Origin of the sequence: Intestinimonas sp. MSJ-38 (genome assembly GCF_018917925.1) — a bacterium.
GTDB lineage: Bacteria > Bacillota > Clostridia > Oscillospirales > Butyricicoccaceae > Pseudobutyricicoccus.
In genome coordinates, this window is the sequence record NZ_JAHLPO010000010.1 from 53,955 (window position 1) to 80,341 (window position 26,387).

The window sequence follows — 26,387 nt, forward strand, 5'->3', positions numbered from 1 at the left end:
GGAAAAGAAATCAATTCTACAGAAAGACATCAGGCTACCAACGGGAGAACTACGACTGATGCGGATCTTTATGCTTTTTGATGCGGAGATTATCTTTCAGGCGTCGATGGGTTTTATTATAATCAAAAGGAATATCTACTGATAAGATAACTTTTGCCAGCCAAACAAAGGACAATAAAACCAATACTGGAATGGCACAGCAGGTTACAAGCATTACAGCTAGAGCTTCGATAAAGTTATTGATTAAGGTTTCAATTTTATTTGTTATACTGGAGAAAAAATTCGATACACCGTTTGTGACAGAGGCAAGAATTCCGGAAAATAGTCCATCATCATCTTTTTCTCCATTGACATTGTTTTTGATTTCGTCAGTTGTTTCTTTTGCAGACTTTAATGTAGTATCAATAGAGTTTTGATAGGTGTCTTCTATTAAATTAGATAGGTGAATACTGGCTGGAATAAGGGCGAAAATCAGAAGTCCAAACACCGTTATTTTAAGTGCCAGCAAAGCTATGGCTTTCCAGTGAAATAAAGTGTATAAAATGTAAAGCAGACAAGCGGCGGGGATCAAAATGGAAAAAGTCACAGTGCCTGTGATGGTCAACAAATATTTTTCTAGGAAGATGGCGCTCAGGACCAAGAGAAAATGGGAGCTTAGATCGGCTAGTTTATCGGCAATAGGTTCAGCTGTGTCACCAGGAATTAAGGTGATCGCCGCAGAGGCAGACGCAGAGGCTGCGGAAAGCTCCAAAACAGTAGTTTGCTTTTCTTGCAAGACTTTCAAGGAGTCTTGATGGAAAGATACAGATGAAGCATGCTTGGACAAAACGAATATAGATAATAGAGCAAGCAGTATTGGGATAATAATATGAGGAATTTTTTTCTTTAAAATATTTTTCATAATGATATCTCCTTTTTATACAGAAAATCTGTAGCGAGGAAAGGGATTATTTTGTCCGAAATCCGTACCATAGGAAAACCCCGAAGCCATATGGCTTCGGGGTTTTGAACACTGCTTGAAACAAATTAGCGCTTGGAGAACTTCAAACCCAGTGTTTTCAATGCTTTTCGCCCTTTTTGTGTCATTCATGTGTAATGTTCAAAGTTACCCCAAGTTGTCATTTTTAATAAACTATTTTGAAGTTTTCTACTTGTTTAATAGTATATCAAATTATTCTACTTTACACAAGCCATATAAAGCCATATAGCACCATGAACCTTTTAACCTGTTAGTTTATCAAGCAAGCATTAAAAACCCCATATAAAGCATATATCAGTGCCGTTTTAACAAGCAAACAACAATAGCTGTCAGCAAACACAACACCGCCGCTTGATACCATGGAATTCCGTCTGTTGAAGTGTTAGCTGTGGTGTTCTGTTGTTCTGCATTGTCAAGGTTCACATTGATATTTAGTGTCGCACCATCCCAATTCCCACTTGTACTTCCGTCCGGGTTTTGAATTGTTATTGTTTGTTCTATGGGTTCGCTGCTTCCAGTATTTCCAACAGGAATAACGATTGTCTGAATCTCATTCTGCTTATCGCTTGAAGTCGGTGTTTCTGCCTGTGTATAGTAATTGTTGACCGTAGAAGTGTTATTTGAATCCGTTGTATTTGAATGTCTGGAATTATCGGTTGTAGTGCTTTCGTGGTTTGAACTGGTTGAATTGTCTATTGAACTGCTTGAACTATTATTAGTAATGGTATCGCCCGTGGTTGTGCTGTTATCAATCGTTGAATTAGAAGGTGTGCTTTGCCCCGGTGCATCATTATTGGGGGTGTCAGGCTCCTTCCCAGAATCATCTGTTGACGGTTTATCATCTGTCGGCTGATCCGTTGAAGGGTTAGATTCCCCCGGTTCGGTTGGTTTAGGCTGTGAAGGTTGATCCGGCTGTTTGGGGTCTGTTGGCTCACCCGTACCCGGTTCGGTGGGCTGATCGGGTTCTTCCGGCTGTATTACCTCAAAATCCAGTTTCAACAGATTTGCCTCTGTGGGTTCAACATCCGGGATAAAAACACTTTCTTCAAAATCATAATCACATACCCAGCCACGAACGGAAATATTATCTTCCTCAAACAGCGTTTGCAACTCGTCAAGGGAATCTTCTAAAACTGTTGTGCCGCCGATTTTCGTTGCAATATCTGCACCACCATTGACAGTTGTATTATTGAATAGCTTTGTTTTCCTGATATGAATGTTGCCAGCATTAGCAATACCGCCGCCATAGTCACGGGTTTCGTTTTCAGTGATCGTACATCCTTCAATATCGCATTTTGCACTTCCGGCAATAGATATTGCACCACCTGAACCGCTATGACCGTTCTTCATAGTACAATTCCGAAATGATACATCAGCATTACCGATGATAGCCACATGACCGCCCACAATCGCATTATTACTATTAAAAGTACAATCAGAAAAACAAGGATTTCCAAAATTAACGCATACCGCCCCGCCTATGGTATTGGAGCTTGAAGCATTATTCACATCGCCGCATTGCTCAAAAGTGCAATTTTGAATTGCATAATCCCCCTGAATTTTTAGTATTGGTTGTGAAGAAACCATACCCGTTCCGTCAAATGTAATATTCTGAATACTGCCGGACACGCCTTTTGTAGTCACTAAGCAGCTTTCAGCATTTCCACGCTTTAGAATTATGTGCTTTTGGGGGCTGCCAAGATCAGAAACAGCGGTTATTGTTCCAAAGAAAAGAATGGTATCCCCATCATTTGCCCGTTCGATTGCGTATTTTAGATCATTCACATCTGTTACGCTTTCAACTGCGGCATTGGCAGTCATTCCAGCGCACAACCCTACAAGCAGCATAACACAAAACAATGCTGCTATAAACTTTTTTCCTTTGCTCATCCTCTGAACCTCCTGAATATGATTTTCTACCGTTTGATACGGCATAATCATTATAACAGGACTTTATATAAGGCTCATATACCGTTGTTTTCAAGGTCTTTGATATAGCTGTTACCTGAAAAATGGCATGAAAAAAGCACCCTTGAAAATTAACTTTCAAAAGTGCTTATTATCGTTACATTGTTAATTCAGCCAACCGCCCAAACGCAAGAACAAACCATTCAAAATCAGCTTCTTCCATTGGTGTCATACTCCAATGATTCCAATATCGCCATTGTGAAAAGATTACATTTCCCAAAAGTTCCACGCTGTCAATTTGATTTACAATTCGTTTCCAGCTTTCGTAACCGCCTAAATTTTGGTTTGGAAAAGCTGCCTTGAAAGATTCCCCACAATCCATTACAAAACCTAAATCAGCAAGTTCTTCACCAATGAAAGCCATTTCTTCAAAGAAGTCAAACGGTATATTGGCATGGTTCTTATACATCTGCTGCCACACCAACGCAAAACGGTGAATTTTATGATTACTTGCCAATGCTGCACGCTTGATAGGGCTTCCATTTGGTCTTTCAACTGTAATTCTATCCCCATCGAAAGCAAGTTCAACTTCCCGCTGTTCAGGATTTAACCCCATTCGATCAACCCATGCTTTGGGAATAGACAGCTTACAAGTGTATGAATTTCTGCTTGCGTTACCGCCAGCCTTTCCAAATATCATATTTGCGTTTCTGCGCTCCATATTCACCGCCCCTTTGAAGTAAATTCAATCGTTTTGAATTTATTATATGCTATTCGTTACCAATAGTCAAGACATAGGAAATTCCCCCGGCTAAAACCGGGGGAATTTTAACATCAAATATGAACGCCCTCTGTCATAGTTTCGATTGCTTCATTTAAGCCATCCTCAAGGGCAGAAAATACACCGTCTAAATCCATCCCACTTTTAATGGTATTCTGCATACCCGATTGATCTATGGTGATTTCAGCTGTTGTAAATCTGTTGATTGCTTCCTGTTCAGCAATATCACGCATATATTTCAATTCTTCTTCCGTAATGTCCAACGAATCCTTGATAGAACCCGTGTTGTCGGCAATATCGCCCACACCGTCACCGATAGAACCTGTGTAGTTGCTCAAATCGGCATAATCACTTGCGGAAGGAATATTTGTGTTGAACAGGCTGGACGGGTCAAAGTTGGAAATGGTATCTTCAATACCTTCACCGAAACTATACCCCGCATCCCACGCCCCGGAATATTCAAAGCGTTCAAGGTGATAATCAGAAGCGTTGACTTTCGCCATGACTTCCGTTCCCTTGCCAAAGGTAGAATCCACCCAACCACCAAGGGAATCCCGCCACCCGGAAACAGCACCCGCAAGATTTGAACCGAAAATTGTATCAATCGCACTTGCCAAAGACTGCAACAGGGAAAGGATTGTATCAACCAAATCAAAGAACAACCGGGCGATTGCCGCCACGGGGTCATTGAATACATTTGCAAAGAAGTTCGCAAATGCCGCAATGAAGTTCCAAAGCACAACGAAAATATCAATCACAAAGTTAATCAGGGTAACGAACAGGTTTCCGATGAATGCACCCGCCATCGCAAATACTCCGCAAATGATACCCGTTGCAGAAGCAGAAGTTCCCGCAAACTTATTCACCGCCGCAACTGCCGCATAGAATAGGGCAATCAGGGCGATTATAAGAACGATGATCCATGTGATAGGGCAAGCAAGCAACGCCGTATTCAAACCATACTGCGCCGCCGTAGCTGCTGCCGTTGCGCTTGCTTCTGCGCCTGTTGCCGCTGCGTGTGCGTAGGAAGCAACTGCAAGGGCAATCTTTACACCTGCGCTGATTACTTCAATCGCTTTAGTAACCAGCAGATAGCTGTAATATACGGCAAGGGCTGCGGCTACACCGTAAATAATAGGACTGATAATAGACCAATTTTCGGAAACAAAAGATCCTGCTTGCGCCATCATATCAAATACATTCAACACTAACCCCGCCAGTGTAGCAACCGCACTAATACCATTTTCAACCATAGCATTAAAGGCTTCACTGTTGGCAAGTTCATTCATTTTCTGTAATACGGGTTGAAATGCCATCAATGCCGTATTCTGAAACGATTGCCACACTTGCCCGAATGTCATAGGCATAGATTCAAATTTAGCATTTGTTTCATCAGCGGCATAGAACATTGCGTTCTTTATAACATCTGCTGTAATTTTGCCTTCCGAAGCAAGTTCCTTAATATTACTTGCATCAATGCCCTGTACTTCTTCAAAATACCGCTGAATATCCTGAACAATAAGGGAAGCATTTTGCATGACTGCATTGAATTCTTCACCCTGCATCTTGCCAGCCGCCATTGATTGGGTAAGCTGCAGCATAACAGAATCTACACCCTGTGCAGCGGTTCCGGCGTTTACAAACTGTTTGTTCAAAAGTTCGGTAAACGCAATCAATTCATCGTTAGAATTGAATGCATTGGCGGCTTGCATTCCCAATTTCGCAACGGCATCAGCAGTTGCTAAGTAAGAACCCCTTGCATTTTGTGCAGAAGCATATATTTTATTTTGCAATTCTTCCACACTGCCGCCATCATCCACAATCAAATTCAATCGCGCATTCGTCTGTACCATTGTGTCGGACAGGTCAAGGACTTTCCCCACGGTTTGAACCGTAGCGTAAGCGGCAACAGCACCCTTAATTGCATTCATCAGGTTATCGGCATTCGCAACACCTTCATTGATTTCCTGATTGAAACGCCCCTGTTCGTCCACATTGTCACGAATATAGCGTTCTGTATTAGAAACGGTGTTGGAAAGTCTGATATACGCATCATTCGCCGTTTCAATATCCATCTGCTGAATTGCCCGGTTCATTTCTTCCTGCGCCTGAACCGCCTGATTAAGCTGTGAACGCAAGCCTTCTAATTCAGCGTTTGCCTGATCCGTTCCCAGATTCAGCGGATTATTTTCTATCTGCTGAATCCTTTCCTGAATTCCCTGAATCCGACTTTGTATGGTGTTCATATCGTTTATCATATTGGACGGTAAGAAATTCATACGGCTTGTCCTGCTTACAATTTCCGCTTGTGTATTTCCCAACTGCTCCAATAGCGTGTTTGCGTTCTGAACTTCCTGATTAAAACGCTCTACCCCTGAATCTGTAAAGACAGGCATTGTTGGATTATTCCATGTTGCCGTTGTGGTTTCAGGAGTAAGCGGTTCTGACATTGCTTCCCTTGCGGCGTTAATCGCCGTCATTGCCTGATTGATCTGATCCGTTACCGTATCTGCAACAGACATTGTAACGGGTTCGCTCATGGTTGCCTGTAAACTCTCCATTGCTGATACACCCGCACTAACAGCGTTAATAACATTCATCAGTGGTGCGGTGAAGGAATCATATAATTCAATCGCTGTGCTGATAGTAGCCAAATTTTTCACCTACTTTCTTTAGAAAATTTTTGAAAGCCCTGATTATAGGGTGCTGCAAACTACTCAGATATTCCGAACGCACACGACGCCTTTTCATTTCCCATTCCAAAACATTCAGATACAACTTTTCGTGATTATCCAAAAATATCTTGTTGGTCATGGACTGATAGCATTGCTGCAATTCTGCATTGCTGTGCTGCATGATTTTAGGAACAAATTGTTTTAGAATCGGGTAAAATTCCGAACCTTTATTCAAAATCATTATCCCGCTATCTGTCAGGGAAGCATTTTCATTTGTGCTGCTGTCAAAATCAGAAGTAGGGTGCAGCTCCTGAATCCACCCGGCTTTTATGTACTCCCGATTGACTGCCCACAATTCCGGGGTGATAATCTCAACATTAGGGTTCATGCTTTTTCACCCGCCTTTTGAATTTCCTGCTTTGTCTGTTCCAACAACGAAATATAAGGCTGCAACAGTGCGTTGTATTTTACGGGATTTGCAATATACCGCTTAAATTCATTCTGCTGCATCGTCAGTTTTTGAAGTGAGCCTTTTAACCTGTTCAAAATTTCGGTCAGTCGGCTAAGCTGTCGGCGGTTTGCGGTCTGTGCCATACCCAACAGCATATTGATTTGCTGATTGTATTCTTTTACAACTTTCATAAACTCTGCTTGATGTTTCTGCATAACGGTTTACCCCCTTTACTGTGAAGCAAAATTCACCACACTTGAAAAAAGTTCATCAATATTCAAAGTCTGCTGAATCTCTGCTTTCTTTTTCTGAATTTCCTGTTCCAAAGATAAAATCTTTTCATCCCGTTCTATCCGTGCCAAAGCAATATTTTCCGTGCTTGATCCGTGCGCCCTAAAGGATCGTAAGCCACACTTGTAATTGCTGGATACGGCACAACCATAGAAGGAAGCTATTTTTTCAACTTCTCTATTGCACCGAAGTATGTTCAGTGCTTTATTTTTTATCTGTGCAATTCGTGAGCCGGAAAGGTGAAGTTCTTTTCCTAATTCTTCAAGGGTTTTAGAATATCGGTAATAGCCGGAAATGACCTTGCTTTCGTTCTCATTCAGTTCATCCACAATATTCCAAAGCAGCGCATCAAAATATTCTTGTGTAAGGCGTTCTGTAACATCTTCTTCCATGTTGGACGGATCAGGAATTGTATCTTCCATCGAAATGTTGTTCTTGCCATCAATCGGAGTTTGCAGACTTACAGAGTTTGCTTCCTGCATTGCTTTTTTCAAAGCGTTCAACTGCGCCTTTGAAATGTTCAGTTCTGTGCAGATTTCCATTTCCGTAGGTTCTTTGTTCTGCACTTTGCAGGTAGACAGAAATTGTTTATACTTTGATATTCTCGCAAGCATATAAGCGGAAATGCGTTTTGAACTGCTATGATTTTCACAATATCGCCGCATATACTGTTCAATCCAATATGCAGCATAAGTTATAAACTTTGCACCTTTGCCCGTTATATACTCATTAGCTGCTTTATATAAACCTAAATACCCCTCTTGCATTAGATCATCTATTTCAACATAGCCGGAATACTTGCTTGCAAGCTGGAAAATAAAAGAACGGTTCTGCAAATAAAGCTGTTCCAAATTGGAATTCACATCAACCCCGGCTTGAATTTGTTGAACCAGTTCTTCATTTTCCATCTGCTTCAAACCTCGCTTTCAACAAATCAAGTTCTTTTTTCTCATAAGACACCTGAACAATCATCTTATCAAGCGTGCGCTGTTTAACGCCCGCTTCTTTTGCATGAATGATAACTTCCAGCCGCTGCCGGATTCGCTGTTCATTCTGTTTTAATAGTGCTTGTTGCCTTGCTGTCATGTGCTGCACTCCTTTCCCTACATAATCAAAAGAGGGCTGCGGGAAGCCCCACAACCCCCAAAAGAAAGGATCAAGTGTCAATCTTATCCAGTGCAATTTCCTCATTTGTCGGAATATAGTTGCTGAACATCAGCGGGTATTTCAAGGCAAGTTCTTCATACTGCTTTCCAACTTCCATCATCCAATCCGGGGTTGCATACACGGAATAACTTGTTTTTTCGCGCAGTTCAAAGCAATATGCGCCGTTATATCCCGTGTTGACGATCTCATAATTGACAAGTACCGGGTAATCAGCGACTTCTTCAATTTCTTTCAGGCGATCCATGTATGCACTGATTTCCGAATTTACGCCCATGTACTCATAGATAATTTTAGTGATTTCCGGGTCATATCCGCTGATACCGTCCACATTAAGAATTTTGCTATGCTTGATAGTAATGACATCGTGGATGATCTTCAAAGCCTTATATGAGCCTTTCAGCGGTTCAAGAGTTGTTCTGAACAGTTCGCTTGTCAGTCCTGTTCCGCACATTTCAATGACTTTCAGAGCATTCGCAATTTCCGTTGAATGGTCTGCGTTGTCCTCTGCAAAAGAAACGCTGTATTCCTTACAAAACTGTTTTACTGCCCCACGAATGGATTCGGAAAACTGTTCGTTCAGATTTGCAAGTTCAGATTTCAGCGTGTCGATTGCTTCTTTTCGTCCAAAATCAGAAAAACGCTGATTAACTGCAATTTTATTTGCAGTATCAGAAATTTTCTTTACTTCCTGCTTATGAGTATTCATAAAGATCAGGATTTTCTTTGCATAGGTTTCATAAGATCTTTCCATTTCTTGTTTTCTCCTTTATCAAAAATCAATGCCGAAATATTTACATACTTCTTTGATTTCGGCGTAAATATCGCCGTAAGTTCCGAATCTCGAACTGATATAGGGATTGCCATTCGGGAAGGATAGCTTTGCAAGATTATGAAGTTCTTTCACAACTGTTACCAGTTCAAGCAGCTTTGTCTTGAATGCTTCATCTCTTTTAATTTCTGTCATAATTCTTACCAACCTTTCAATTAGTCTTTCAAATCATTTATAAGTATAATTGGGGCAATGGATTCAAGTTCAAATGCCCCCTTAAACAGCCCGTAACGCTTGCCGATAAGTTCAGCGGCTTTCAGCCGTTCTTGTGCTGACACCTGTATATAATCCACAACCTGAACCCCGTTTCCGTTCAATCTAAAAACTTGTTCTGTGTGTTCGCCACGCATTACGGAAGTAAGATATTCAAGAACTTCCTGTGCATCAGCTAACTTTTCAGAACTCATTTCGTCCAGCTTTTCCTCAATATAGGATTTAATTTTAGGGTTTGACATAAGTTTTGCAGCTTGTTCATTAGCGGTTTTCGGCGAATATCCGGCACGAATGGCGGCTTTTGTGCCGTTGCAATCAACCAAATATTCCTCTGCAAATTTCCGCTGTTTCCGTGTCAGTTTGTCCATTTGTTCACCTTCTTCCATTTTCAATAATACAAGATATAGTATTTAATATCAACCTTATATACTATATTTAGTTATTTTTGCACAAAATAAGAAAACCGGGGCATTAGCCCCGGCAATCAATAATGCGATATATGGAATCAACAGACAACCCGTATTTATTCGCAAGTTCTGAAATGCTCATATCATTGCAGAAATCACGCCAAATTGCTTCATTTCGTTCATGCTTTGATGAGAATTCACCCCGTCCCGGTATGTAAAGCCGTTCACCGGGAAAGGCTTCAAGAATTTGCTTGAATATTTCGCTACCTGTGATTCCTTCTAACAATTTCAAGTTAATTTCGTTCTTACTCAATCAATCACCACCTTTTGAAAGTTAATTTTCAAAGTGAGAATACACCCACATGACACATACAGCCCGGAAAGCCTTGTAAATACTGTGTTTTACAGTTATCAGCGGCATAACAACAGCATTTTCAACCTGAATGTCAACAACTTCCTTTCCCCTTTTTAGGGTGTCCGAAATGTCCGAATACTTTTTTTGGGGGGTGTCCGAAATGTCAGGTTTTGTAAGGTTTTCAATTTTCAAAATCCTTTAATTTTCAAATTCTTTTCAAAATCGGTCAATTACTAACTTTTGCTAACCTTACACCCATTCTTGAAACATTCTGTTTGTATCGTTCAGATAGTCGCAAGCAGCTTCCACAAGGGGAAGAACATCAATTTCTTCCCCCGGATCAGCATCCTTTTCCAAAGCGAAAATCAGGCTTTGCAGAATAGCCCTTGCTTTCATGTTGTTTTCATCAACCCGTGTAATCTGCTGTTCATTCATGGTAAGTACCGCCTTTCATAACTTTTCTTGCAAAATTGATTTCTTCAACCAAATCAGTGGGAAGAACCGCTTCAATATCTTCCTGCTGCAAAATCTTTTGAATTACCAGCCGAATAGAAACTTCCCGACACCATTCAATTTTACTTGTGTCTTTTGGGTGTCCAACAAGGATTGAAAATTCTTCCCCATCTGCGGTGATAATTACCTTCACTTCATCTGCATCCAATACATCACCAACGGTTTCCCAGCGTATGCCTGTAATGCGCTTTATACTTCTTACTTTATTCAAAAATTCTTCACCTGTCATTTTATGCCATCCTCTCTTGTTACGGTTGTTACTGTTAAGAGCCTTTTTTATTTATCTTTTACTTTCAAAAAAAAAAGCTGTCGAACAACCATTTTTTTATTTCTATATAGAACTTTCATAGAACAGTAACAACGGTAACACCTGTTCAAAATCTGCTGTAATATCAATGCTTCTCAAAGTGTTACCGTTTGCGTTACCGTTGTGTTACTGTTACGGTTTAACAAAGGCTTTCTGTTGCTTGCCATTAAACCGCAACGGTTTCACGATTGTTCCCAACGCCTGATTCAATCGCTTTGAAAAAGTTAAATTGCTCATAGGTCGAAAACCATTTTCAGAGCAAAACACCTCATAGCGTTTGAAGACTTCCTTTGTGGGTTCGTTGTAAATACCTTCAATTTCACCCGCATCATTCCGGCATTCTTCAATGAAAGATAACACCGGGTTGTTTTCACGCTCATAGTTATCTTTTTCTTCCTGAACCCTTGTCGGCATTGTGAATTTCTTTTGTTTCAGCACCCGCCGCAATCCCTCAAGTGAAAGATTTATAAAATACTGGACTGCTTCCGGCTCTGTAAGTTTATAGCGAATTTGCGGATCATAGCCGCTGTCCGTTTCGCTAAAATGTGCATTCAGGGGGATTATTAAAAGCCGCCGTAATGCTGCACCAGTGGAATCATTCATGCGGGGAATACTATTCGCTGAAAAGATCAGCTTCACATACGGTCTGAAATTGAACGGCGGCTTGCCCTTTTCTTCTGCCTTGACAATATCCCCGGTAACTATCTTTTTGAAGGTTGCAACATCCTCTTTGTAGGAATCCGATATATCATCCCCAAGATTTGCCAGCTTTCCAAATAGCATATATGTTGAAAATTTTCCGTCCAATTCCTTAAAGTCAAGGTTTGACACATTCGCATCCCCAAGCATTGATTGCAGCATGAAGATAAAGGTACTCTTACCGTTGCTTTTTTCGCCCACAAGGATGGCTGCTTTACCGCTGCCGATGGTGTTATCACGGTATAGGCACATACCGCCTACTTCTTCCAGTAAAGCCCGGATTTGCGAATCATTGCACGAAAGGCGGTTTAATACATCATCAACCAACGGGGAAGTTGCACCGGGGTTATATTCCCATGGAATCAAGTTCGTAATAGCTTGATTTGGTGTGAATTCCAAAAGTTCATTCAGTTCAACATTAAACAAACCATTTTTGAACGCAATTAACACTGGGGCGGCTGGCTGTGCATCGGCGGCTTTAATTCTGATATAGTCCAAAACTTCATTTCGCTTTGTCCTTGTCAGATTATCTAACTCCTTCAACATGATTTTCTCAATCGGTTCATACCCCGGCAAATAGATACCATCCTGATATACATGAATGCTTCCGTTAATTCGCTTGATATGGTATTTTTCAATCAAGTAATCACCGAACTTGTTATGAAGGAATTGCCCCTTGCTGCTGTAAAATTTGGAACTGTCGATTGCATTCACGGAATCCCATGCTTCACGGCGAACGGCATTTTCAAATTCATCCCCCAAAGGAACAGAAAATAAGAACTGTTCAATCAGTTTAGCCGCTTCTTTGAACTGCTCATAAGAATACCCAGCTGCTTTCATAGGATTCATATAGGTGAAAAGTCCATCTTGCCGCCCGTCACCTTCACCAATATTCAGAAAGTTGTGCTTACTACCCGATTTTAACGGAAGATCATAGAACGGGATTTCATCAAGTGTTTTATCCTCTTTGATGTTGGCATATACGACTTCCCGCAATGTGCCATCTTCCTTTGAAAGACTTGTTGCACATTTTGCAGCTTTGATTTCCCCTGTGCTTGCAATTTGTTTAATTCCACTTTTATAGTCTACCGGGTGTAAGGTCAAAACGGTTTTATTACCACTGTTGTTCTTTACTGGCTGTCTTGCGGAATTGAACCAATAAAAATGACCGCCCTTGTTAGGGGATTTTACAGCTATGCAATACTGATTCAGGGCTTTTGCCATTCTTAATCTGCAATCAAACGCCGCTGCATCGTCATAATCAACCATGATGATATGTTCGGGTAAAATTCCGCAAATCCATCTATATTTTTGGGCTTTATCCCACGGCTGCGGCTTATGGTTTAGAAAGGGGGCTTTGAAATTTGGCTTTCCATCCTTACCGCCGTTTCCCCCTTCAACGAAGCCCGAACAGATGATGTTTGCAGCTTGTTCTAATGTAATCACCGATATTCACCCCTTCCTTGAATAAGTTTGTTACTTCATCCTGATATGTGTTTTTCTCACAAAAGCGGTTCATTGATTTACACATTGAAATCAGAAACACCGCTTTTGATATAAACAATGTTGCAGCATTGCTTATTAAAGCGTTTCGCATAATATTTCACGATTTACTTTCCTTTCTTCTAAAATTTTAAGTTGCTTTCGGAATCCCTTATTCAATGTCGATCAAATCGGTTACGGCTACATTCAAAGCCTTTGCAATTTTCCCGATAGTTTTAGGGGATGGGCAGCGTTTGCCGGAAAAATACTTGCTAATTGAAACCCTTGAAATCCCTGCTGAATCGGCTAAATCGCTTTTGTTCATGCAAGCGTTAGCCATTGCAATTTGTAACTTTTGAAAGTTAATCTTCAATTTGTTCACCTTCTTTCTTTTTTCGCCTGAAAAATCACTTCATCCTGATTTTCGGTCACTTCCCCCGTTGGTGTTGCAGCACTGACGGAAATATTTAGACATACTCAATTTGTCCTTTGAAAACCTTCTGCTTTAACTCTTTCAAGGCTTGATCTCTCATATCTGAAATATGTTCAAAGTTTTGAACTGTTAGATAAATCATAATTCTTTCATTTGCCGGATTTTTCAGGATTCCAATTCGTTCACTGCTTTTTGAATCAACTGATATATCCCAATAAATATCTGCTTCACGAATAGCAGCTTCTGTAAAATCAATCACCTTACACATTTTTCTTTTCTCCTTCCTTGACACAAGTTCTATCTTGTGATAATATTCTAATACAAGCTAATACTTGTTGTCAAGTCCATATATAAACATTTTTACAAGTTTACACTTTTATTTGTTCTTTCCTTATGCTATACTTCTACAAGTGGAAGGTGGTGAAATAATGTCAGTTGGTGATAACATTAGGCGCATAAGGAAGGAAAAGGGGCTTACACAAGCTGCACTTGCCAACGCATTAAATGTATCTCAGCAAATGATTGGACAGTTTGAAAACGGAAAAAACCCCAAGTTGGAAACCATTGAAAAAATAGCTACTGCTTTAGGGGTAACTGCTTTTGATCTGATGGGAATAGAATATTTTGACCTCAAATACCCTAACGCCGGAAAGCAGTATGCAGAATACAGCAGTTTTCAAAGCTACCTTTCTTCATTGGGATATATCATTAAGGAAAAGCCGGAAAGATATGATGCAGAAGGACTTATATCTTGCTCTTATGTTGTGTCAGGCAATGGCGTTTCTGTTGTACTCTCCAACGAAGAATATAATCAGCTACAATCCTCTGCGGGGGATTTGATTTTTTCTTTTCTTTGGAAGAAACAACACAAAAAATAAGCCGCTTCCCGCTGCAACGAAAAACGGCTAAAAAAAGAAGAATCCCCGTCTACTGCAATAGACAGGGATTCCGAAAGCAACCAAATCAAGAAACCTGCAAAGAATCGTGAAATGGTTAGTGTCATTATACCATTCCATGATTCAAAAATCAATGAAAGGAATGGTGTATATGCGCTTACCAAATGGATTTGGTAATGTTTCAAAACTGCCCGGAAACAGAAGAAAACCGTACCGGGCAAGGGTTACAGTTGGATGGGAAACAGACGAAAAAGCCGGAACAATCCGGCAACGCTTCAAAACCATAGGCTATTATGAAACAAAACAAGAAGGATTGATTGCTCTTTCGACCTATCATCAAACCCCATATGATATAGACAGCACAAAAATTACTTTTGCGGAAGTCTTTGATCGGTGGTCTGCTGAACACTACCCCAAAGTGTCCGCTTCCAATGCAAAAGGCTATAATGCCGCTTATCGTTCTTGTGCTGTTATTGAAAAGCTGCGGTTCGTAGATATTCGGTTAGCCCATCTGCAAGGCGTGATTGATGATTGCGGGAAAAATTATCCTACAATGAAGAAAATCAAGCAGCTATTCAATCAGCTTTACAAATACGCTATGCAGAATGATCTTTGCGGAAAAGATTATTCTAAGTATGTCGATATAAACCAATATCGGGATCGAAATCCGAACGCATACAACCGCCAGCCATTCAGCAAAAGTGAAATTGAAAAGGTTTGGCAATGGAAAGACAGCAACGAATATATTTCTGTTATCCTCATGCTGATCTATTCCGGCGTTCGCATTGGTGAATTGCTCAATTTGAAAAAAGAATGTGTCAACCTTGAAGAACGATGGTTTGATATAACTGCATCCAAAACAGAATCCGGCATCCGTAAAGTTCCGATTGCCGAAAAGGTGTTCCCATACTTTGAATATTGGATGAACAAAAACGACTGTGAATATTTGCTTTCCACCCCGGAAGAAAAGCATTTTGAATATCGCAATTACTATGATTCCTATTGGACACCTTTTATTGAGCAGATGGGAATGAATCACCGCCCGCACGATACCCGGCATACTTGCGTTTCTTTACTTACCGTTGCCGGGGTTCAGGATAAGATCATCAAGAAAATTGTCGGACATAAGGGGCAATCTGTAACAGAAATTGTATATACCCACTTTGAAATGCAAGAATTGATTACAGCAATCAACAAAATATAAGGGTATGCGCTATGAGTAGGACAGCATATAAAAACCACCACAAGGCGGCACACTATGATAGAATTGAACTCGCAGTTCCAAAGGGCATGAAAGAAATAATCAAAAACCTTGCTGCGGACAAGCATTTATCTGTAAACGCCTATATTCAAGATTTGGTTCGGCGGGATCAAGAAGGATTGTTTGACACCATGCAGATAGCAGATAAGAACCGGGAACAACTATCAGGCATTCAGGGTAATATGCACGATGGGTATAATATTATCTTTAAGAACGGGCATACAATTCACTGTAAAACGAAAAAGGAAGTACGATCCACAATCATAGAATACTGCAAGGAAAAGGGCGTTTGATACGCCCTTTTCTTATGCCGTTTCGTGTCTTACGGAAGATTGCGAAAGTCTTACGGAAGATACAATTTCCCTTGTGTCATATTTGTGTTTTGCGTGTGTCATACCTCGCAAAAATTTTGACCGCCGCACATAGCATTATATATTGAACAATATTGAAAAAACCCCGAAAACACAAGGTTTTCGGGGTTTCTGAATTTCGTTTTTCTGTGCTTGAATTATCGCTTGGAGAACTGGGGAGCGCGACGAGCAGCCTTCAGGCCGTACTTCTTGCGTTCCTTCATTCTGGGGTCGCGGGTGAGGAAGCCAGCCTTCTTCAGCAGAGGACGGTACTCCTCGTTGGCCTGCAGCAGAGCGCGGGCCACGCCAAAGCGGATAGCGCCGGCCTGGCCGGTGAAGCCGCCGCCCTGAACCTTCACATCCAGGTCGAACTGGCCGGTGACACCCACCAGCTCCAGGGGCTGCTTGACGATGGTCTTCAGAGTGTCCAGACCAAAGTAGTTGTCAAACTCCCGGTTGTTGATGGTGATCTGGCCGCTGCCGCCGGGAATCAGACGGACGCGGGCGACAGAGCTCTTTCTTCTGCCGGTGCCATAGAAATAAGCTTTTTTCGGTGTATACATCTTCGCAATCCTCCTGATTATTCAGCGTCCAGGGCCACGGGCTTCTGGGCCTGGTGTTTGTGCTCGGGGCCGGCATAGACCTTCAGACGGTCCAGAGACCAGCGGCCCACGGAGTTCTTGGGCATCATGCCCTTGACAGCAAGGCGCATGGCCAGCTCGGGCTTTGTGGCCATCAGGGTCTTGTACTGGGTCTCCTTCAGGCCGCCCACATAACCGGAGTGGGTGCGATAGTATTTCTGAGTCAGCTTTTTGCCGGTGAGAACGGCGTCTTTGGCGTTGATGATGATGACGAAATCACCGTTGTCGGCATGGGGGGTAAAATCCACCTTGTGCTTGCCCCGCAGAATAGCGGCGGCCTTGGCGGCGGTTCTGCCCATGGATTTGCCGGCAGCATCGATGATGTACCATTTGCGCTCAATAGTCTGAGCATTTGCCATGAATGTGGACATCTTGAATCCTCCGTTTATCGTGATAAATGTTTGATTTTTTGACCTTACTAGTTATATCATAGGGGAAAACCGGTGTCAACAGTTATTTTTCAAAATTGTGATTTGCAAGAGGGTATCCTTTTATTTTTGCCGTTTTACGCTGGATATCTTCGATTTGCTCACATTCCATTTCAAAATTTTTTGCCTTTTTCTATTGCCAAACAGCCCCCTTTTCCTTTAAAATGAAGAGCGGTGATCAGAAATGAAAGAACTTTTGGCGCTGACTAGGCGCTGCATGCAGGATTATAATATGGTGCCTCCCGGCAGCCGGGTGGCGGTAGGGGTCTCGGGAGGCAAGGACTCCCTGGCCCTGCTGTATCTGCTCTCTCAGCTGCGCCGGTTTTATCCCGGCGGTTTTGAGCTGACGGCCATCACATTGGATATGGGATTTGAAGGAATGGATTTTTCTCCCATTGCTGATTTCTGCCGGGCCATTGAGGTGCCTTATGTGATCCGCCAGACCCAGATGAAGCAGGTGATCTTCGACATCCGCAAGGAAAGCAACCCTTGTGCCCTCTGTGCCAAGATGCGCCGGGGCGCCCTCAACGATGCTGCTTTGGCCGAAGGGTGCCGGGTGGTGGCCCTGGGCCATCATTTTGACGATGTGGTGGAGACCGTTTTGCTCTCCTTATTTTATGAAGGGCGTTTTCACAGCTTTTCTCCGGTGACCTACCTCAGCCGGAAAGATATCCATTGTATTCGTCCCATGCTTTATATCCCGGAGCGGGAGATCCGCAATTTTGTCCGCCGGGAGCATCTGCCGGTGGTGGAGAGCACTTGTCCGGCCGACAAAAACACCAAGCGGGAAGAAGTGAAGCAGCTGCTGAATACACTGGAAAAGCAAAACCCCGGCCTGCGGGGGCGGATTTTCGGCGCTGTGCAGCGTCAGCCTTTGGAGGGGTGGGAAAAAACACCTCTGTTCCCGGACAAATAAAAAAGGACGGCTGTGCCGTCCTTTTTTATTTTTAGGATGCTGCCCAGGCCGAGCGCCGCACTTCGTGGAGTTTGGCCTGGTGGAGCAGATAGGAGTAACGGGCCTGCAAGGCGTTGATCTCATAGACCGAGGCAGCCACCAGGTCCTGGTCGCTGGCCTGCTGGAAGAGGCAGCGGGCGGCGGCCAGCTGCCGCCTGGTTTCGGTCAGGTCTTCCAGCAGCTGAGCCTGACGAAGCTCCAGAGGAGAGGGAACCTTCTTTTTGCCAAAGGGGAAAGAAAATACACGCATGGTAAATACCTCCGAAAGCAGGATGGGAATATTTTTTTCCCTTTTCCGGCAAATATACACAGAGGGAACGGAGGGCCATTTGACAGAGCGGCTTTTTTTGATTATGATATGAATTAAGCCGCGTCCTGCGGGGCTTTGTTCTTTTGCGCCTTGGGAAAAGCATTTTTGGCAGGATGGCCCGATATGGTATCAATGTATGCCCTGGCTTTTCAAGGGATGCCTTGGAGAGAGGGGCTTTTTTCGGAGGGTATATGACAAGAAAGAAGAAGCAGGAATATGGCAACGAGAGCATTTCGGCTCTGAAAGGAGCCGATCGGGTACGCAAGCGGCCCGGGGTCATTTTCGGCTCCGATGGGATCGAGGGCTGCGAGCACGCCTTTTTTGAGATCCTCTCCAATTCCATTGACGAAGCCCGGGAAGGGTTTGGCCATGTGATCAATGTGACCCATTTTCTGGACGGGTCCATCGAGGTGCAGGACTTCGGCCGGGGCGTGCCGGTGGATCACAACGAGAGGGAAGGCCGTTATAACTGGGAGCTGATCTACTGCGAGCTCTATGCCGGCGGAAAATACGGCAACGCCGAAGGGGAGAATTATGAATATTCCCTGGGCCTCAACGGTTTGGGCGCCTGCGCCACCCAGTATTCTTCGGAATATATGGATGTGATCTCCCGCCGGGATGGCTGGCAGTATACCCTCCATTTCCGCCGGGGAGAGAATGTGACCGAAGGGCCGGACAAACTGCTGAAAGAGCCCTGTTCCCCCAAACAAACGGGTACCACCCACCGTTTCAAACTGGACCTGGATGTGTTCACCGATACCCGCATCCCCAAAGAGTATTTTCAGCAGGTGCTGAAAAAGCAGGCCGTGGTCAATCAGGGACTGCGTTTCCATTTCCGCCAGGAAGTGGAGAAGGGCAAGTTTGAGGAAGAGGATTTTTACTACGAAAACGGCATTGTGGACTATGTAAAGGAGTTGGCCGGGGACAATGCCCTGACTTCGGTGCAGTTCAATCAAACCGAGCGCCGGGGAAGAGACCGGTCGGACAAGCCGGAATACAAGGTAAAGGTCCAGGCCGCCTTTTGTTTTTCCAATGTGGGAGCTCTGTTGGAGTATTACCACAACTCCTCCTGGCTGGAGCATGGCGGCGCGCCGGACAAGGCGGCCCGCTCGGCTTTTGTCTCTGCCTTGGATGCCTATCTGAAGCAGACGGGAAAATACCAGAAGAATGAAAGTAAGGTCTCTTTTGCCGACATTTCCGACAGCCTGATTCTGGTGACCAATGGCTTTTCCACCTACACCTCCTATGAAAACCAGACCAAAAAGGCCATTACCAACAAATTCATCCAGGAGATGATGACCGAGTTCCTTCGGTCCACTCTGGAGATCTATTTCATCGAAAACCGCCAGGAGGCCGACAAGATCGCCGATCAGGTGCTGGTGAACAAGCGCAGCCGGGAGCAGGCGGAAAAGACCCGGCTGAACATCAAAAAGAAGCTGGCCGGCACCATGGATGTGACCAACCGGGTACAGAAGTTCGTGGATTGCCGCAGCAAGGACCTGGACAAGCGGGAGGTCTATATCGTGGAAGGCGACTCCGCCCTGGGTTCCTGCAAGCAGGGGCGTGACCCGGAATTTCAGGCCATCATGCCCATTCGTGGCAAGATCCTCAACTGCCTCAAGGCCGATTACAATAAGATTCTCAAAAGCGACATCATCACCGATCTGATTAAAGTGCTGGGCTGCGGGGTGGAGATCCAGACCCGCAACAAGGAGTTTTCGTCTTTTGACCTGAATATGCTCCGGTGGAATAAGGTGGTCATCTGCACCGATGGCGATGTGGACGGATTCCAGATCCGTACTCTGGTGCTCACCATGCTCTATCGTCTCACTCCTCAGCTCATTGAGAAGGGATATGTCTATATCGCTGAGACCCCTTTGTATGAGATCAACACCAAAGGGGGCAAGGGGAGCAAAAAGGCCCCCAAGACCTATTTTGCCTATACCGATAAGGAGCGGGATGACATCGTCAAAAAGCTGGAGGGGAAATGCTCCATCCAGCGCTCCAAGGGATTGGGTGAAAACGAGCCGGAAATGATGTGGCAGACCACCATGAACCCGGAGACCCGGAGACTCATCCGGGTGATGCCTGAGGACGCCGAAAAAACCAGCCAAGTATTCGATCTGCTGTTGGGAGACAACCTCCAGGGCCGAAAGGACTATATCGCCCAGCACGGCAGCGAATATCTGGATCTCACCGATGTGAGTTAAAGGAGGAAAAGAGTTTTGCCCAAAGACCGTTTTATTCCCCAGCCCATCACAAAAACTCTGGAAGAAAACTATATGCCCTATGCCATGAGCGTCATTCTTTCCCGGGCCATCCCGGAGATCGACGGTTTCAAGCCCTCCCACCGCAAACTGCTGTACACCATGTATAAGATGGGGCTTTTGCAGGGAGCTCGTACCAAGTCGGCCAATGTGGTGGGACAAACCATGCGGCTCAATCCCCATGGGGATGCTGCCATTTATGAGACCATGGTGCGCCTGGCCCGGGGCAACGAATCCCTGCTCACTCCCTTTGTGGACAGCAAAGGAAACTTCGGCAAGGTCTATTCCCGAGATATGGCTTATGCCGCTTCCCGGTATACCGAGGTGAAGCTGGACCCCTTCTGCGGGGAGATCTTCGCCGATATCGACTGTGATGCCGTGGATTTTGCGGACAACTACGATGGCACCGTGAAAGAACCCACCTTGCTGCCCACCCGTTTTCCCAACATTCTGGTCAGCGCCAATCTGGGCATTGCCGTGGGCATGGCCTCTTCCATCTGCGGCTTCAATCTGAATGAAGTCTGTGATACCACTATCGCCTATCTGAAAAATCCCGGCTGCCGGCTGATGGACACTTTGAAAGGGCCCGATTTTCCCACCGGAGGCGAGCTGATCCTGGATGAGGGACAGATGGAGGAGATTTACCGCACGGGCCGGGGTTCTTTCCGGGTGCGGGCCAAGTGGAACTATCTGAAAAAGGAAAACATCATCGAGATCACAGAGATCCCCTACACTACCACCATTGAAGCCATTATGGACAAGGTCACCGACCTGATCCGTCAGGGGAAGGTGCGGGAGATCTCCGATATGCGGGACGAAAGCGGTCTGGAAGGTCTCAAGATCGCCATTGATCTGAAGCGGGGCGTTGATCCGCAAAAGCTAATGGCCAAGCTGATGAAGATGACCCCCCTCATGGACACCTTTGGCTGCAATTTCAATGTGCTCATCGGCGGCACGCCCCGGGTGCTGGGCGTAGGCCAGCTGCTGGAAGAGTGGAGCGCCTGGCGGATGGAGTGCATCCGCCGCAGGGTTTACTTTGACCTGGGCAAAAAGAAGGAAAAGCTCCATCTGCTGCTGGGATTGCGGAAGATTCTGCTGGATATCGACCGGGCCATTGCCATCATCCGGGATACCGAAGAGGACAGCGAAGTGGTGCCCAATCTGATGATCGGTTTCGGCATCGACGAGCTCCAGGCAGAATATGTGGCCGAGATCAAGCTGCGGAACATCAACAAAGAGCATATTCTGAAGCGTACCCGGGAGACCGACGAGCTGGCCCAGGAGATCCAGGAGCTGGAGAGCATCCTGGCCGACTCCCGGAAGATCAAGAATATCATCATCGGCGAGCTGCGGGAGATCAACAAAAAGTACAAAACACCCCGGCGCACTGCCATCATCTATGAAGATCAGGTGGAGCAGTACGACGAGGAAGATCAGATCGAAGATTACCCGGTGCATATTTTCCTCACCCGGGAGGGGTATTTCAAAAAGATCACGCCCCAGTCTCTGCGAATGAGCGGAGAGCAGAAGGTGAAGGAAGGAGACACCGTTGCTATGACGACGGAGTGCACCAACAAGAGTGAGATCATTTTCCTCACCGATAAGGTGCAGGCCTATAAATGTCGGCTCCACGAGTTTGACGATGGCAAGGCCAGTCTGCTGGGGGATTATCTGCCTCAAAAGCTCCAGATGAGCGATGGAGAGCGGGTGATCTTCTGCTTCCTTCCTGGAGATTACAGCGGTCACTTGCTGTATGTGTATGAAAACGGCAAGGTGGCCAAGATCCCGGTGAAGAGCTTTGATACCAAATCCAACCGGAGAAGGCTGACCGGGGCCTATTGCGATAAATCCCCTCTGGTTTCGGTACTGCATTTGCCGGAAGAAGGGGAAGCGGTGCTCTATTCCACTGACAGTCGGGCACTGGTGGTGTCCACGGCCGCCGTGGCAGCCAAAGCCACCCGTTCTTCTCAGGGGGTGGTGGTGATGAGCCTGAAAAAGAACAAAAAGGTGAAAAAAGCCGTTTTGTTGGCGGAATCGGGCATTGTCAATGTGGCCCGTTACCGCACACGAACCCTTCCTGCGGCAGGCGCTTTGCTGAAAGAGGAGGATTCTCCCGACAAGCAGCTGGCGCTGGAAATGTAAGTGAAGTCAAAAACAGGAGCTTTTGGGCTCCTGTTTGAGCGTGTCGAAAAAGTGGCCTAGGCCACTTTTTCGAGTTTTTGCAAGGGGCTGGCGGAGTGCCTCCGCTCCCATACTGCGCTCCCGCGCTGGGCAGGTCCGATGCAGAAAGGCAAAGAAAGTATGGCCGTCCGGCCACCGGACCAGCGGGGCGCCCCGCCCTTGAGAAGTGCAAAAAGCCACGCACAGGTCGCGGCTTTTTGCGGATTTATAGGGGTAGGGCGGACGATCCTTTTCGTTATATAGGTTTTTCGACAGTCTGAAACAGGAGCTTTTGGGCTCCTGTTTTTTGATTGCGAAAAGGGGGGTTAATGCAAGGTGAAAACACTCACATGCTGCTCCAGAGCGGAGGACTGGGCGTGCAGCTGCTGGCTGGCCGCTGCGCTTTCCTCAGCAGAGGCGGAATTGGTTTGGATGGCGGCGTTGATCTGTTCCAAAGCGGCATGAAGCTGCTCCGGGGTGGAAAATTGATTGGTGAGGGTGTCCAGCACCTTGGCGGTGGCCTGAACCGATTGGCTGGAAGCGGCGGAGGTGTTCCGAAGCAGATCGGCGGCGTCAGCGGCCAGTTGTTTGCCGGTATCGGGATGTGTTCAATCCGGAATATATCAATATGCCCCTCTATCGAGAGAAGGGATATCTTTCCGGCGACCAGTGGGATGGGTTCCTGGAACTGTATAAGGTAGCGCCGGACAACGGCAGGCAGTATCTGCTGGATTCCATCAACTGGATGATCGATTTCTACGAGAAATATGTGACTGAAGGCATGAGCGATTATGAGATCGTGAAAACCCTGTATCATGCAGTGATGGACAATACAAAATACAATTATTCACTGATCAACCGCTACCAAAGCCAGGGGATCGGTGTCAACAATCCCAGCACAGAAGAACGGGAGATCCTGGAAGCAGATCCGGAATACTGGCTGTGCCATAGCTGGATGGGGTTTGCCAACGGCGTGGATGTGGTGTGTGACGGTTACAGCGAGGCTTTTCAGCTTCTGATGAATATGGCCGGGATTCCCTGTGTCCATGTGTGTGCTTACCCGGAAGACTATGGCGAAGGACACCAGTGGAACAAGGTGCAGCTGGATGGAGTCTGGTACAATGTGGATCTCACATGGGCGGACACCAATGGGAACCAGAATGCCTTCTTCCTGCGAAGCGATGCGGCCTTCCAGCGTGATGGACATGAAAAGTATACGGTCTATTCGTACAGCTGGTACAGAGAGGATGAGATGGAATCATTTGTGAAAAACATCGTTTCTTCCCCCAAGGATTACCGCTGAAATCCACGGAATATTGAAAATACATGAAAAAAAGGAAGCCGTTTCGGCTTCCTTTTTTTCATGGGCAGATACAGCAAATCAGAAGTTGCGGTCTGTTTTTTCTGTTTTTGGTTCTTTGTGGGTTTGTACAGTGGTGTTTTGGTCGATGTCCTGCTGGAATTCCTCATGGACCTCATCGCGGATGGTTTGGTGCAGACCGGCAGAGCGGGCTTTCATTTCGCCGGAAATGGCGCTGGTGGTGGAAACCGAAGTGGAGAGAAGCTTGACCTTGCTCAGGCCGCTGTCCAGCAGGGCAAAGGGTTGGAACAAGGTGAAGAGCAAGGCGTGAAGCAGCCCCAGCTTGGGGATGCGCACCGCCAGCAGCACCAGGAGCAAGCCGCCCAGCCACCAGTAAAGAGAAGGTTTGGCCAGGCCTAGGATCACCAGCAGCAGAATGGCTACACTGGCCAGCAGGTTACCGATGCTGTCGGTGTCGTAGCCTTTTTCCTTGGCCACCCGCAGACGGATGGGCAGATAGATCATATTGCAGATCAGGCAGAAGAGGAGGATACCACCGGCCCAAAGGAGCATATCCCAATGCCACTTCACATCCTCCGGGTCATGGGGAGTGAGGCGGGCGGAGGGTTTCTTTTCTTTTCCGAAGGAAAAATCAAAATATCGGCTGATCGCCTGGCTGGCGCCTTCGTCCCAGCGGGCCTCCGAAAAGGCCGGGAAAATGACGGACAAAGAAATGACAAGGTAGAGCAGGGCCAGGAGGCAGAGGAAAACAAACAGCCCCCATTTCTTCCGGGGAGAGGAAAAGTCATGATCGTAAAAATAGAATCCAAAGCTCACCAGGCAGTAAATGGTGCAGAAGAGGGACAGAACCACCATCAGCGCCAGGAAAGGGCCGTGGGCCGGACGGATCAGGCTGGAAGAACGGGTGAATTCCCACAGAACCAGAGAGACGATCCCCAAAAGCAACAGGGAAATGATGTTTGTGGGGACAAAGGAACGGTTGCTCATTTTCTTGTCGATGAACATAAGACCCCTCCTTTCCAAAGGGCATCCAGATGGTAAAGGTATTCTGCTTGATTTATTGTACTACATTGATAAAAAATAAGCAAGTCCTGCAGTTCTAAATGGACAAAATGAATAATGAAGTGGAAAGGAAAATGTTTATATTGCTGGTGGCCAATGAGAAAATAAAAAACAGACGAACCAAAAGGCTCGTCTGTTTTTCTGGCGGAGAAGGAGGGATTCGAACCCTCGAACCGCTTTTGACGGTTACACGATTTCCAATCGTGCGCGCTCGACCAGCTACGCGACTTCTCCAAGTCAACTGGCAGATTCTCTGAACGGTGTCAGCTTTATCAGTATAACAGACGAGGAGCAGATATGCAAGTGTTTTTTTAAAAATTTCCGGCGGTGTTTTCCGCCGGAAAAGGGGAGATCAGAGGATGGGGCCGTCGTAATAAAATCCAGCGGCCTTTCCACGGAACAGATGGCCGGGTACATCCCGATCGGGAGCAGTGCCGGTGAGTTTGCCGCTTTGCAGATCCCGGGCATCCTGCAATAGTGTGGGCAGGGTGGAACCGGGCAGGGGGAGAGGTCCGTGGGAGGGGAAAATGGTCTGGATGTCTGTGCAGCGCGCTATCAGCTTTTCCAGGCTGGTAATCAGGGCGGGAAGATTGCGGCCCGGGCCAAAGAGATAGATGTTGCCTGCCTGGACACTGTCGCCGCTGATGAGGGTTTTGTGTGCTTCGTCCCACAGCACGATGCTGCCGGGGGTGTGACCGGGAATGAGGATCACTTCAAACCGCCGCTGCCCCAGCTCCAGCACCTGGCCTTCCCACAAAGGCCGCAGCGGCAGATCTTTGCCTTGGGGGGAACGGGCGCACCGGTCGAAATCGGCGGGATGCATCCAGGCCGGAGAGAACTGGCCATTGCAGCCGATGTGATCCCGGTCGGCATGGGTATTGACCACAAAGACGGGAAGGGAAGTGAGGGTCTGGACAAAGGCTTTCAGATCGCCGGTGCCAAAACCGGTGTCCACCAGCATGGCCTCCCTTTCTCCCTCCACCAAAAAGCAACGGACGCCGTTTTCTTCAATGCTCCAAAACTTGGGCTCCAAAAGTTGGGCTTGATATACCGTGTGTTCCATCAGCGCGCCTTCTTTCTTTTTTTATCAGTTTATCATAAAAAGACAGTTTTTGTCGAGGACGGTTCATCCTCCGGTGATAAGGTCAAAATAAACACAGAAAGAGAGAAAAGCAAAATATACAAAAAAGAGCTCGTTCTTTGGTGCAAAAAAGCAAATTGCCCTGTCTTGCGCATCGGTCTGGGA

30 protein-coding genes and 1 tRNA gene are annotated in these 26,387 nt (G+C 45.7%); 7 read left to right on the forward strand and 24 right to left on the reverse strand.

Features of this window, described 5'->3' with window-relative positions:
* Positions 1 to 49: 49 nt before the first annotated feature.
* The 17 genes from KQI26_RS07925 to KQI26_RS08005 form a co-directional block, all read right to left on the reverse strand.
* Positions 50 to 901 carry a hypothetical protein gene (locus tag KQI26_RS07925; protein WP_216503992.1) on the reverse strand — a complete coding sequence of 284 codons (852 nt, stop codon included), beginning with the start codon at positions 899 to 901 and terminating at the stop codon, positions 50 to 52.
* 372 nt (positions 902 to 1,273) lie between these two features.
* Positions 1,274 to 2,869 (reverse strand): right-handed parallel beta-helix repeat-containing protein, encoded by a 1,596-nt coding sequence (locus KQI26_RS07930; protein WP_216503993.1) that lies wholly within the window; start codon positions 2,867 to 2,869, stop codon positions 1,274 to 1,276.
* A gap of 175 nt (positions 2,870 to 3,044) precedes the next feature.
* Positions 3,045 to 3,608 (reverse strand): AbrB/MazE/SpoVT family DNA-binding domain-containing protein, encoded by a 564-nt coding sequence (locus KQI26_RS07935; RefSeq protein WP_216503994.1) that lies wholly within the window; start codon positions 3,606 to 3,608, stop codon positions 3,045 to 3,047.
* A 113-nt stretch (positions 3,609 to 3,721) separates the two neighbouring features.
* Positions 3,722 to 6,322 carry a tape measure protein gene (locus KQI26_RS07940; protein ID WP_253292740.1) on the reverse strand — a complete coding sequence of 867 codons (2,601 nt, stop codon included), beginning with the start codon at positions 6,320 to 6,322 and terminating at the stop codon, positions 3,722 to 3,724.
* Complete coding sequence (locus tag KQI26_RS07945) at positions 6,297 to 6,731, reverse strand: hypothetical protein (protein ID WP_216503995.1); 435 nt, start codon at positions 6,729 to 6,731, stop codon at positions 6,297 to 6,299. The genes KQI26_RS07940 and KQI26_RS07945 overlap by 26 nt, the downstream gene beginning before the upstream one ends.
* Complete coding sequence (locus KQI26_RS07950; protein ID WP_216503996.1) at positions 6,728 to 7,009, reverse strand: hypothetical protein; 282 nt, start codon at positions 7,007 to 7,009, stop codon at positions 6,728 to 6,730. The genes KQI26_RS07945 and KQI26_RS07950 overlap by 4 nt, the downstream gene beginning before the upstream one ends.
* A 15-nt stretch (positions 7,010 to 7,024) precedes the next feature.
* Positions 7,025 to 7,993, reverse strand: coding sequence for a sigma-70 family RNA polymerase sigma factor (locus KQI26_RS07955; RefSeq protein ID WP_216503997.1), 969 nt, complete (start codon positions 7,991 to 7,993; stop codon positions 7,025 to 7,027).
* Positions 7,983 to 8,171: a hypothetical protein gene (locus KQI26_RS07960; RefSeq protein ID WP_216503998.1), complete on the reverse strand. Its 189-nt coding sequence runs from the start codon at positions 8,169 to 8,171 to the stop codon at positions 7,983 to 7,985. The genes KQI26_RS07955 and KQI26_RS07960 overlap by 11 nt, the downstream gene beginning before the upstream one ends.
* Positions 8,172 to 8,241: 70 nt before the next feature.
* Positions 8,242 to 9,003, reverse strand: a complete 762-nt coding sequence (locus tag KQI26_RS07965) for a hypothetical protein (RefSeq protein WP_216503999.1) — start codon at positions 9,001 to 9,003, stop codon at positions 8,242 to 8,244.
* Between the two features lie 18 nt (positions 9,004 to 9,021).
* Entirely contained in the window at positions 9,022 to 9,216 is a 195-nt protein-coding gene (locus KQI26_RS07970) for a hypothetical protein (RefSeq protein ID WP_216504000.1), read from the reverse strand.
* A gap of 20 nt (positions 9,217 to 9,236) precedes the next feature.
* Entirely contained in the window at positions 9,237 to 9,662 is a 426-nt protein-coding gene (locus KQI26_RS07975) for a terminase small subunit (protein WP_253292741.1), read from the reverse strand.
* Between the two features lie 103 nt (positions 9,663 to 9,765).
* Positions 9,766 to 10,014 (reverse strand): Mor transcription activator family protein, encoded by a 249-nt coding sequence (locus tag KQI26_RS07980; RefSeq protein ID WP_216504001.1) that lies wholly within the window; start codon positions 10,012 to 10,014, stop codon positions 9,766 to 9,768.
* A gap of 291 nt (positions 10,015 to 10,305) precedes the next feature.
* Positions 10,306 to 10,491: a hypothetical protein gene (locus KQI26_RS07985; RefSeq protein ID WP_216504002.1), complete on the reverse strand. Its 186-nt coding sequence runs from the start codon at positions 10,489 to 10,491 to the stop codon at positions 10,306 to 10,308.
* The gene (locus KQI26_RS07990; RefSeq protein ID WP_216504003.1) at positions 10,484 to 10,798 is read right to left on the reverse strand and encodes a hypothetical protein; all 315 of its coding nucleotides are present in this window, start codon (positions 10,796 to 10,798) and stop codon (positions 10,484 to 10,486) included. Before KQI26_RS07990 ends, KQI26_RS07985 begins: the two co-directional genes overlap by 8 nt.
* 210 nt (positions 10,799 to 11,008) lie before the next feature.
* Positions 11,009 to 13,021 (reverse strand): DNA primase family protein, encoded by a 2,013-nt coding sequence (locus KQI26_RS15750; RefSeq protein WP_216504004.1) that lies wholly within the window; start codon positions 13,019 to 13,021, stop codon positions 11,009 to 11,011.
* A 208-nt stretch (positions 13,022 to 13,229) separates the two neighbouring features.
* Positions 13,230 to 13,430 carry a helix-turn-helix transcriptional regulator gene (locus tag KQI26_RS08000; RefSeq protein WP_216504005.1) on the reverse strand — a complete coding sequence of 67 codons (201 nt, stop codon included), beginning with the start codon at positions 13,428 to 13,430 and terminating at the stop codon, positions 13,230 to 13,232.
* Positions 13,431 to 13,524: 94 nt separating this feature from the next.
* A complete protein-coding gene (locus tag KQI26_RS08005; protein ID WP_216504006.1) occupies positions 13,525 to 13,758 on the reverse strand; it encodes a hypothetical protein in 234 nt (77 codons plus the stop codon).
* A gap of 160 nt (positions 13,759 to 13,918) precedes the next feature.
* On the opposite strand from KQI26_RS08005, the gene KQI26_RS08010 reads away from it, so the two are divergent.
* The 3 genes from KQI26_RS08010 to KQI26_RS08020 all read left to right on the forward strand — a co-directional run bounded on the left by KQI26_RS08010 (position 13,919) and on the right by KQI26_RS08020 (position 15,940).
* Positions 13,919 to 14,368 (forward strand): helix-turn-helix domain-containing protein, encoded by a 450-nt coding sequence (locus KQI26_RS08010; protein WP_216504007.1) that lies wholly within the window; start codon positions 13,919 to 13,921, stop codon positions 14,366 to 14,368.
* A 151-nt stretch (positions 14,369 to 14,519) separates the two neighbouring features.
* The gene (locus KQI26_RS08015) at positions 14,520 to 15,590 is read left to right on the forward strand and encodes a tyrosine-type recombinase/integrase (protein ID WP_371744109.1); all 1,071 of its coding nucleotides are present in this window, start codon (positions 14,520 to 14,522) and stop codon (positions 15,588 to 15,590) included.
* An 11-nt stretch (positions 15,591 to 15,601) separates the two neighbouring features.
* The gene (locus KQI26_RS08020; RefSeq protein WP_216504008.1) at positions 15,602 to 15,940 is read left to right on the forward strand and encodes a hypothetical protein; all 339 of its coding nucleotides are present in this window, start codon (positions 15,602 to 15,604) and stop codon (positions 15,938 to 15,940) included.
* Positions 15,941 to 16,155: 215 nt separating this feature from the next.
* Here KQI26_RS08020 and rpsI read toward each other — a convergent pair whose 3' ends face one another.
* Both rpsI and rplM read right to left on the reverse strand, forming a co-directional pair.
* Positions 16,156 to 16,560, reverse strand: a complete 405-nt coding sequence (rpsI, locus tag KQI26_RS08025; protein WP_118426130.1) for a 30S ribosomal protein S9 — start codon at positions 16,558 to 16,560, stop codon at positions 16,156 to 16,158.
* Positions 16,561 to 16,577: 17 nt separating this feature from the next.
* On the reverse strand, positions 16,578 to 17,009 hold the full coding sequence (gene rplM / locus KQI26_RS08030) for a 50S ribosomal protein L13 (protein WP_118426129.1): 432 nt from the start codon (positions 17,007 to 17,009) through the stop codon (positions 16,578 to 16,580).
* Between the two features lie 241 nt (positions 17,010 to 17,250).
* Here rplM and KQI26_RS08035 point away from each other — a divergent pair, with 241 nt between their 5' ends.
* Positions 17,251 to 17,982, forward strand: a complete 732-nt coding sequence (locus KQI26_RS08035) for an ATP-binding protein (RefSeq protein WP_216504009.1) — start codon at positions 17,251 to 17,253, stop codon at positions 17,980 to 17,982.
* Between the two features lie 31 nt (positions 17,983 to 18,013).
* Here KQI26_RS08035 and KQI26_RS08040 read toward each other — a convergent pair whose 3' ends face one another.
* Complete coding sequence (locus KQI26_RS08040) at positions 18,014 to 18,271, reverse strand: YaaL family protein (protein WP_118426127.1); 258 nt, start codon at positions 18,269 to 18,271, stop codon at positions 18,014 to 18,016.
* A 251-nt stretch (positions 18,272 to 18,522) separates the two neighbouring features.
* On the opposite strand from KQI26_RS08040, the gene KQI26_RS08045 reads away from it, so the two are divergent.
* Together KQI26_RS08045 and KQI26_RS08050 are read left to right on the forward strand one after the other, a co-directional pair.
* Positions 18,523 to 20,541 carry a type IIA DNA topoisomerase subunit B gene (locus KQI26_RS08045; protein ID WP_216504010.1) on the forward strand — a complete coding sequence of 673 codons (2,019 nt, stop codon included), beginning with the start codon at positions 18,523 to 18,525 and terminating at the stop codon, positions 20,539 to 20,541.
* A 72-nt stretch (positions 20,542 to 20,613) separates the two neighbouring features.
* Positions 20,614 to 22,740, forward strand: a complete 2,127-nt coding sequence (locus tag KQI26_RS08050; RefSeq protein WP_216504043.1) for a DNA topoisomerase (ATP-hydrolyzing) subunit A — start codon at positions 20,614 to 20,616, stop codon at positions 22,738 to 22,740.
* Positions 22,741 to 23,084: 344 nt separating this feature from the next.
* Here the strand turns inward: KQI26_RS08050 and KQI26_RS08055 are convergent, their stop codons facing one another.
* Complete coding sequence (locus KQI26_RS08055; protein WP_216504011.1) at positions 23,085 to 23,267, reverse strand: hypothetical protein; 183 nt, start codon at positions 23,265 to 23,267, stop codon at positions 23,085 to 23,087.
* A 119-nt stretch (positions 23,268 to 23,386) separates the two neighbouring features.
* Here KQI26_RS08055 and KQI26_RS08060 point away from each other — a divergent pair, with 119 nt between their 5' ends.
* On the forward strand, positions 23,387 to 24,061 hold the full coding sequence (locus tag KQI26_RS08060) for a hypothetical protein (RefSeq protein ID WP_216504012.1): 675 nt from the start codon (positions 23,387 to 23,389) through the stop codon (positions 24,059 to 24,061).
* Between the two features lie 78 nt (positions 24,062 to 24,139).
* Here the strand turns inward: KQI26_RS08060 and KQI26_RS08065 are convergent, their stop codons facing one another.
* The 3 genes from KQI26_RS08065 to KQI26_RS08075 form a co-directional block, all read right to left on the reverse strand.
* Positions 24,140 to 25,084: a hypothetical protein gene (locus KQI26_RS08065; protein WP_216504013.1), complete on the reverse strand. Its 945-nt coding sequence runs from the start codon at positions 25,082 to 25,084 to the stop codon at positions 24,140 to 24,142.
* A 199-nt stretch (positions 25,085 to 25,283) separates the two neighbouring features.
* Positions 25,284 to 25,375: transfer RNA gene (locus KQI26_RS08070), tRNA-Ser, on the reverse strand.
* Between the two features lie 118 nt (positions 25,376 to 25,493).
* Positions 25,494 to 26,204: an MBL fold metallo-hydrolase gene (locus KQI26_RS08075; RefSeq protein ID WP_216504014.1), complete on the reverse strand. Its 711-nt coding sequence runs from the start codon at positions 26,202 to 26,204 to the stop codon at positions 25,494 to 25,496.
* Positions 26,205 to 26,387 lie beyond the last annotated feature (183 nt).

Coding starts and splice junctions, on each gene's coding strand:
- KQI26_RS07925 (WP_216503992.1), bottom strand. CDS start 901: ATGAAAAATATTTTAAAGAAAAAAATTCCTCATATTATTATCCCAATA.
- KQI26_RS07930 (WP_216503993.1), bottom strand. CDS start 2,869: ATGAGCAAAGGAAAAAAGTTTATAGCAGCATTGTTTTGTGTTATGCTG.
- KQI26_RS07935 (WP_216503994.1), bottom strand. CDS start 3,608: ATGGAGCGCAGAAACGCAAATATGATATTTGGAAAGGCTGGCGGTAAC.
- KQI26_RS07945 (WP_216503995.1), bottom strand. CDS start 6,731: ATGAACCCTAATGTTGAGATTATCACCCCGGAATTGTGGGCAGTCAAT.
- KQI26_RS07950 (WP_216503996.1), bottom strand. CDS start 7,009: ATGCAGAAACATCAAGCAGAGTTTATGAAAGTTGTAAAAGAATACAAT.
- KQI26_RS07955 (WP_216503997.1), bottom strand. CDS start 7,993: ATGGAAAATGAAGAACTGGTTCAACAAATTCAAGCCGGGGTTGATGTG.
- KQI26_RS07960 (WP_216503998.1), bottom strand. CDS start 8,171: ATGACAGCAAGGCAACAAGCACTATTAAAACAGAATGAACAGCGAATC.
- KQI26_RS07965 (WP_216503999.1), bottom strand. CDS start 9,003: ATGGAAAGATCTTATGAAACCTATGCAAAGAAAATCCTGATCTTTATG.
- KQI26_RS07970 (WP_216504000.1), bottom strand. CDS start 9,216: ATGACAGAAATTAAAAGAGATGAAGCATTCAAGACAAAGCTGCTTGAA.
- KQI26_RS07975 (WP_253292741.1), bottom strand. CDS start 9,662: ATGGACAAACTGACACGGAAACAGCGGAAATTTGCAGAGGAATATTTG.
- KQI26_RS07985 (WP_216504002.1), bottom strand. CDS start 10,491: ATGAATGAACAGCAGATTACACGGGTTGATGAAAACAACATGAAAGCA.
- KQI26_RS07990 (WP_216504003.1), bottom strand. CDS start 10,798: ATGACAGGTGAAGAATTTTTGAATAAAGTAAGAAGTATAAAGCGCATT.
- KQI26_RS08005 (WP_216504006.1), bottom strand. CDS start 13,758: ATGTGTAAGGTGATTGATTTTACAGAAGCTGCTATTCGTGAAGCAGAT.
- KQI26_RS08010 (WP_216504007.1), top strand. CDS start 13,919: ATGTCAGTTGGTGATAACATTAGGCGCATAAGGAAGGAAAAGGGGCTT.
- KQI26_RS08015 (WP_371744109.1), top strand. CDS start 14,520: ATGAAAGGAATGGTGTATATGCGCTTACCAAATGGATTTGGTAATGTT.
- KQI26_RS08020 (WP_216504008.1), top strand. CDS start 15,602: ATGAGTAGGACAGCATATAAAAACCACCACAAGGCGGCACACTATGAT.
- rpsI (WP_118426130.1), bottom strand. CDS start 16,560: ATGTATACACCGAAAAAAGCTTATTTCTATGGCACCGGCAGAAGAAAG.
- rplM (WP_118426129.1), bottom strand. CDS start 17,009: ATGTCCACATTCATGGCAAATGCTCAGACTATTGAGCGCAAATGGTAC.
- KQI26_RS08035 (WP_216504009.1), top strand. CDS start 17,251: ATGAAAGAACTTTTGGCGCTGACTAGGCGCTGCATGCAGGATTATAAT.
- KQI26_RS08040 (WP_118426127.1), bottom strand. CDS start 18,271: ATGCGTGTATTTTCTTTCCCCTTTGGCAAAAAGAAGGTTCCCTCTCCT.
- KQI26_RS08045 (WP_216504010.1), top strand. CDS start 18,523: ATGACAAGAAAGAAGAAGCAGGAATATGGCAACGAGAGCATTTCGGCT.
- KQI26_RS08050 (WP_216504043.1), top strand. CDS start 20,614: ATGCCCTATGCCATGAGCGTCATTCTTTCCCGGGCCATCCCGGAGATC.
- KQI26_RS08060 (WP_216504012.1), top strand. CDS start 23,387: ATGCCCCTCTATCGAGAGAAGGGATATCTTTCCGGCGACCAGTGGGAT.
- KQI26_RS08065 (WP_216504013.1), bottom strand. CDS start 25,084: ATGTTCATCGACAAGAAAATGAGCAACCGTTCCTTTGTCCCCACAAAC.
- KQI26_RS08075 (WP_216504014.1), bottom strand. CDS start 26,204: ATGGAACACACGGTATATCAAGCCCAACTTTTGGAGCCCAAGTTTTGG.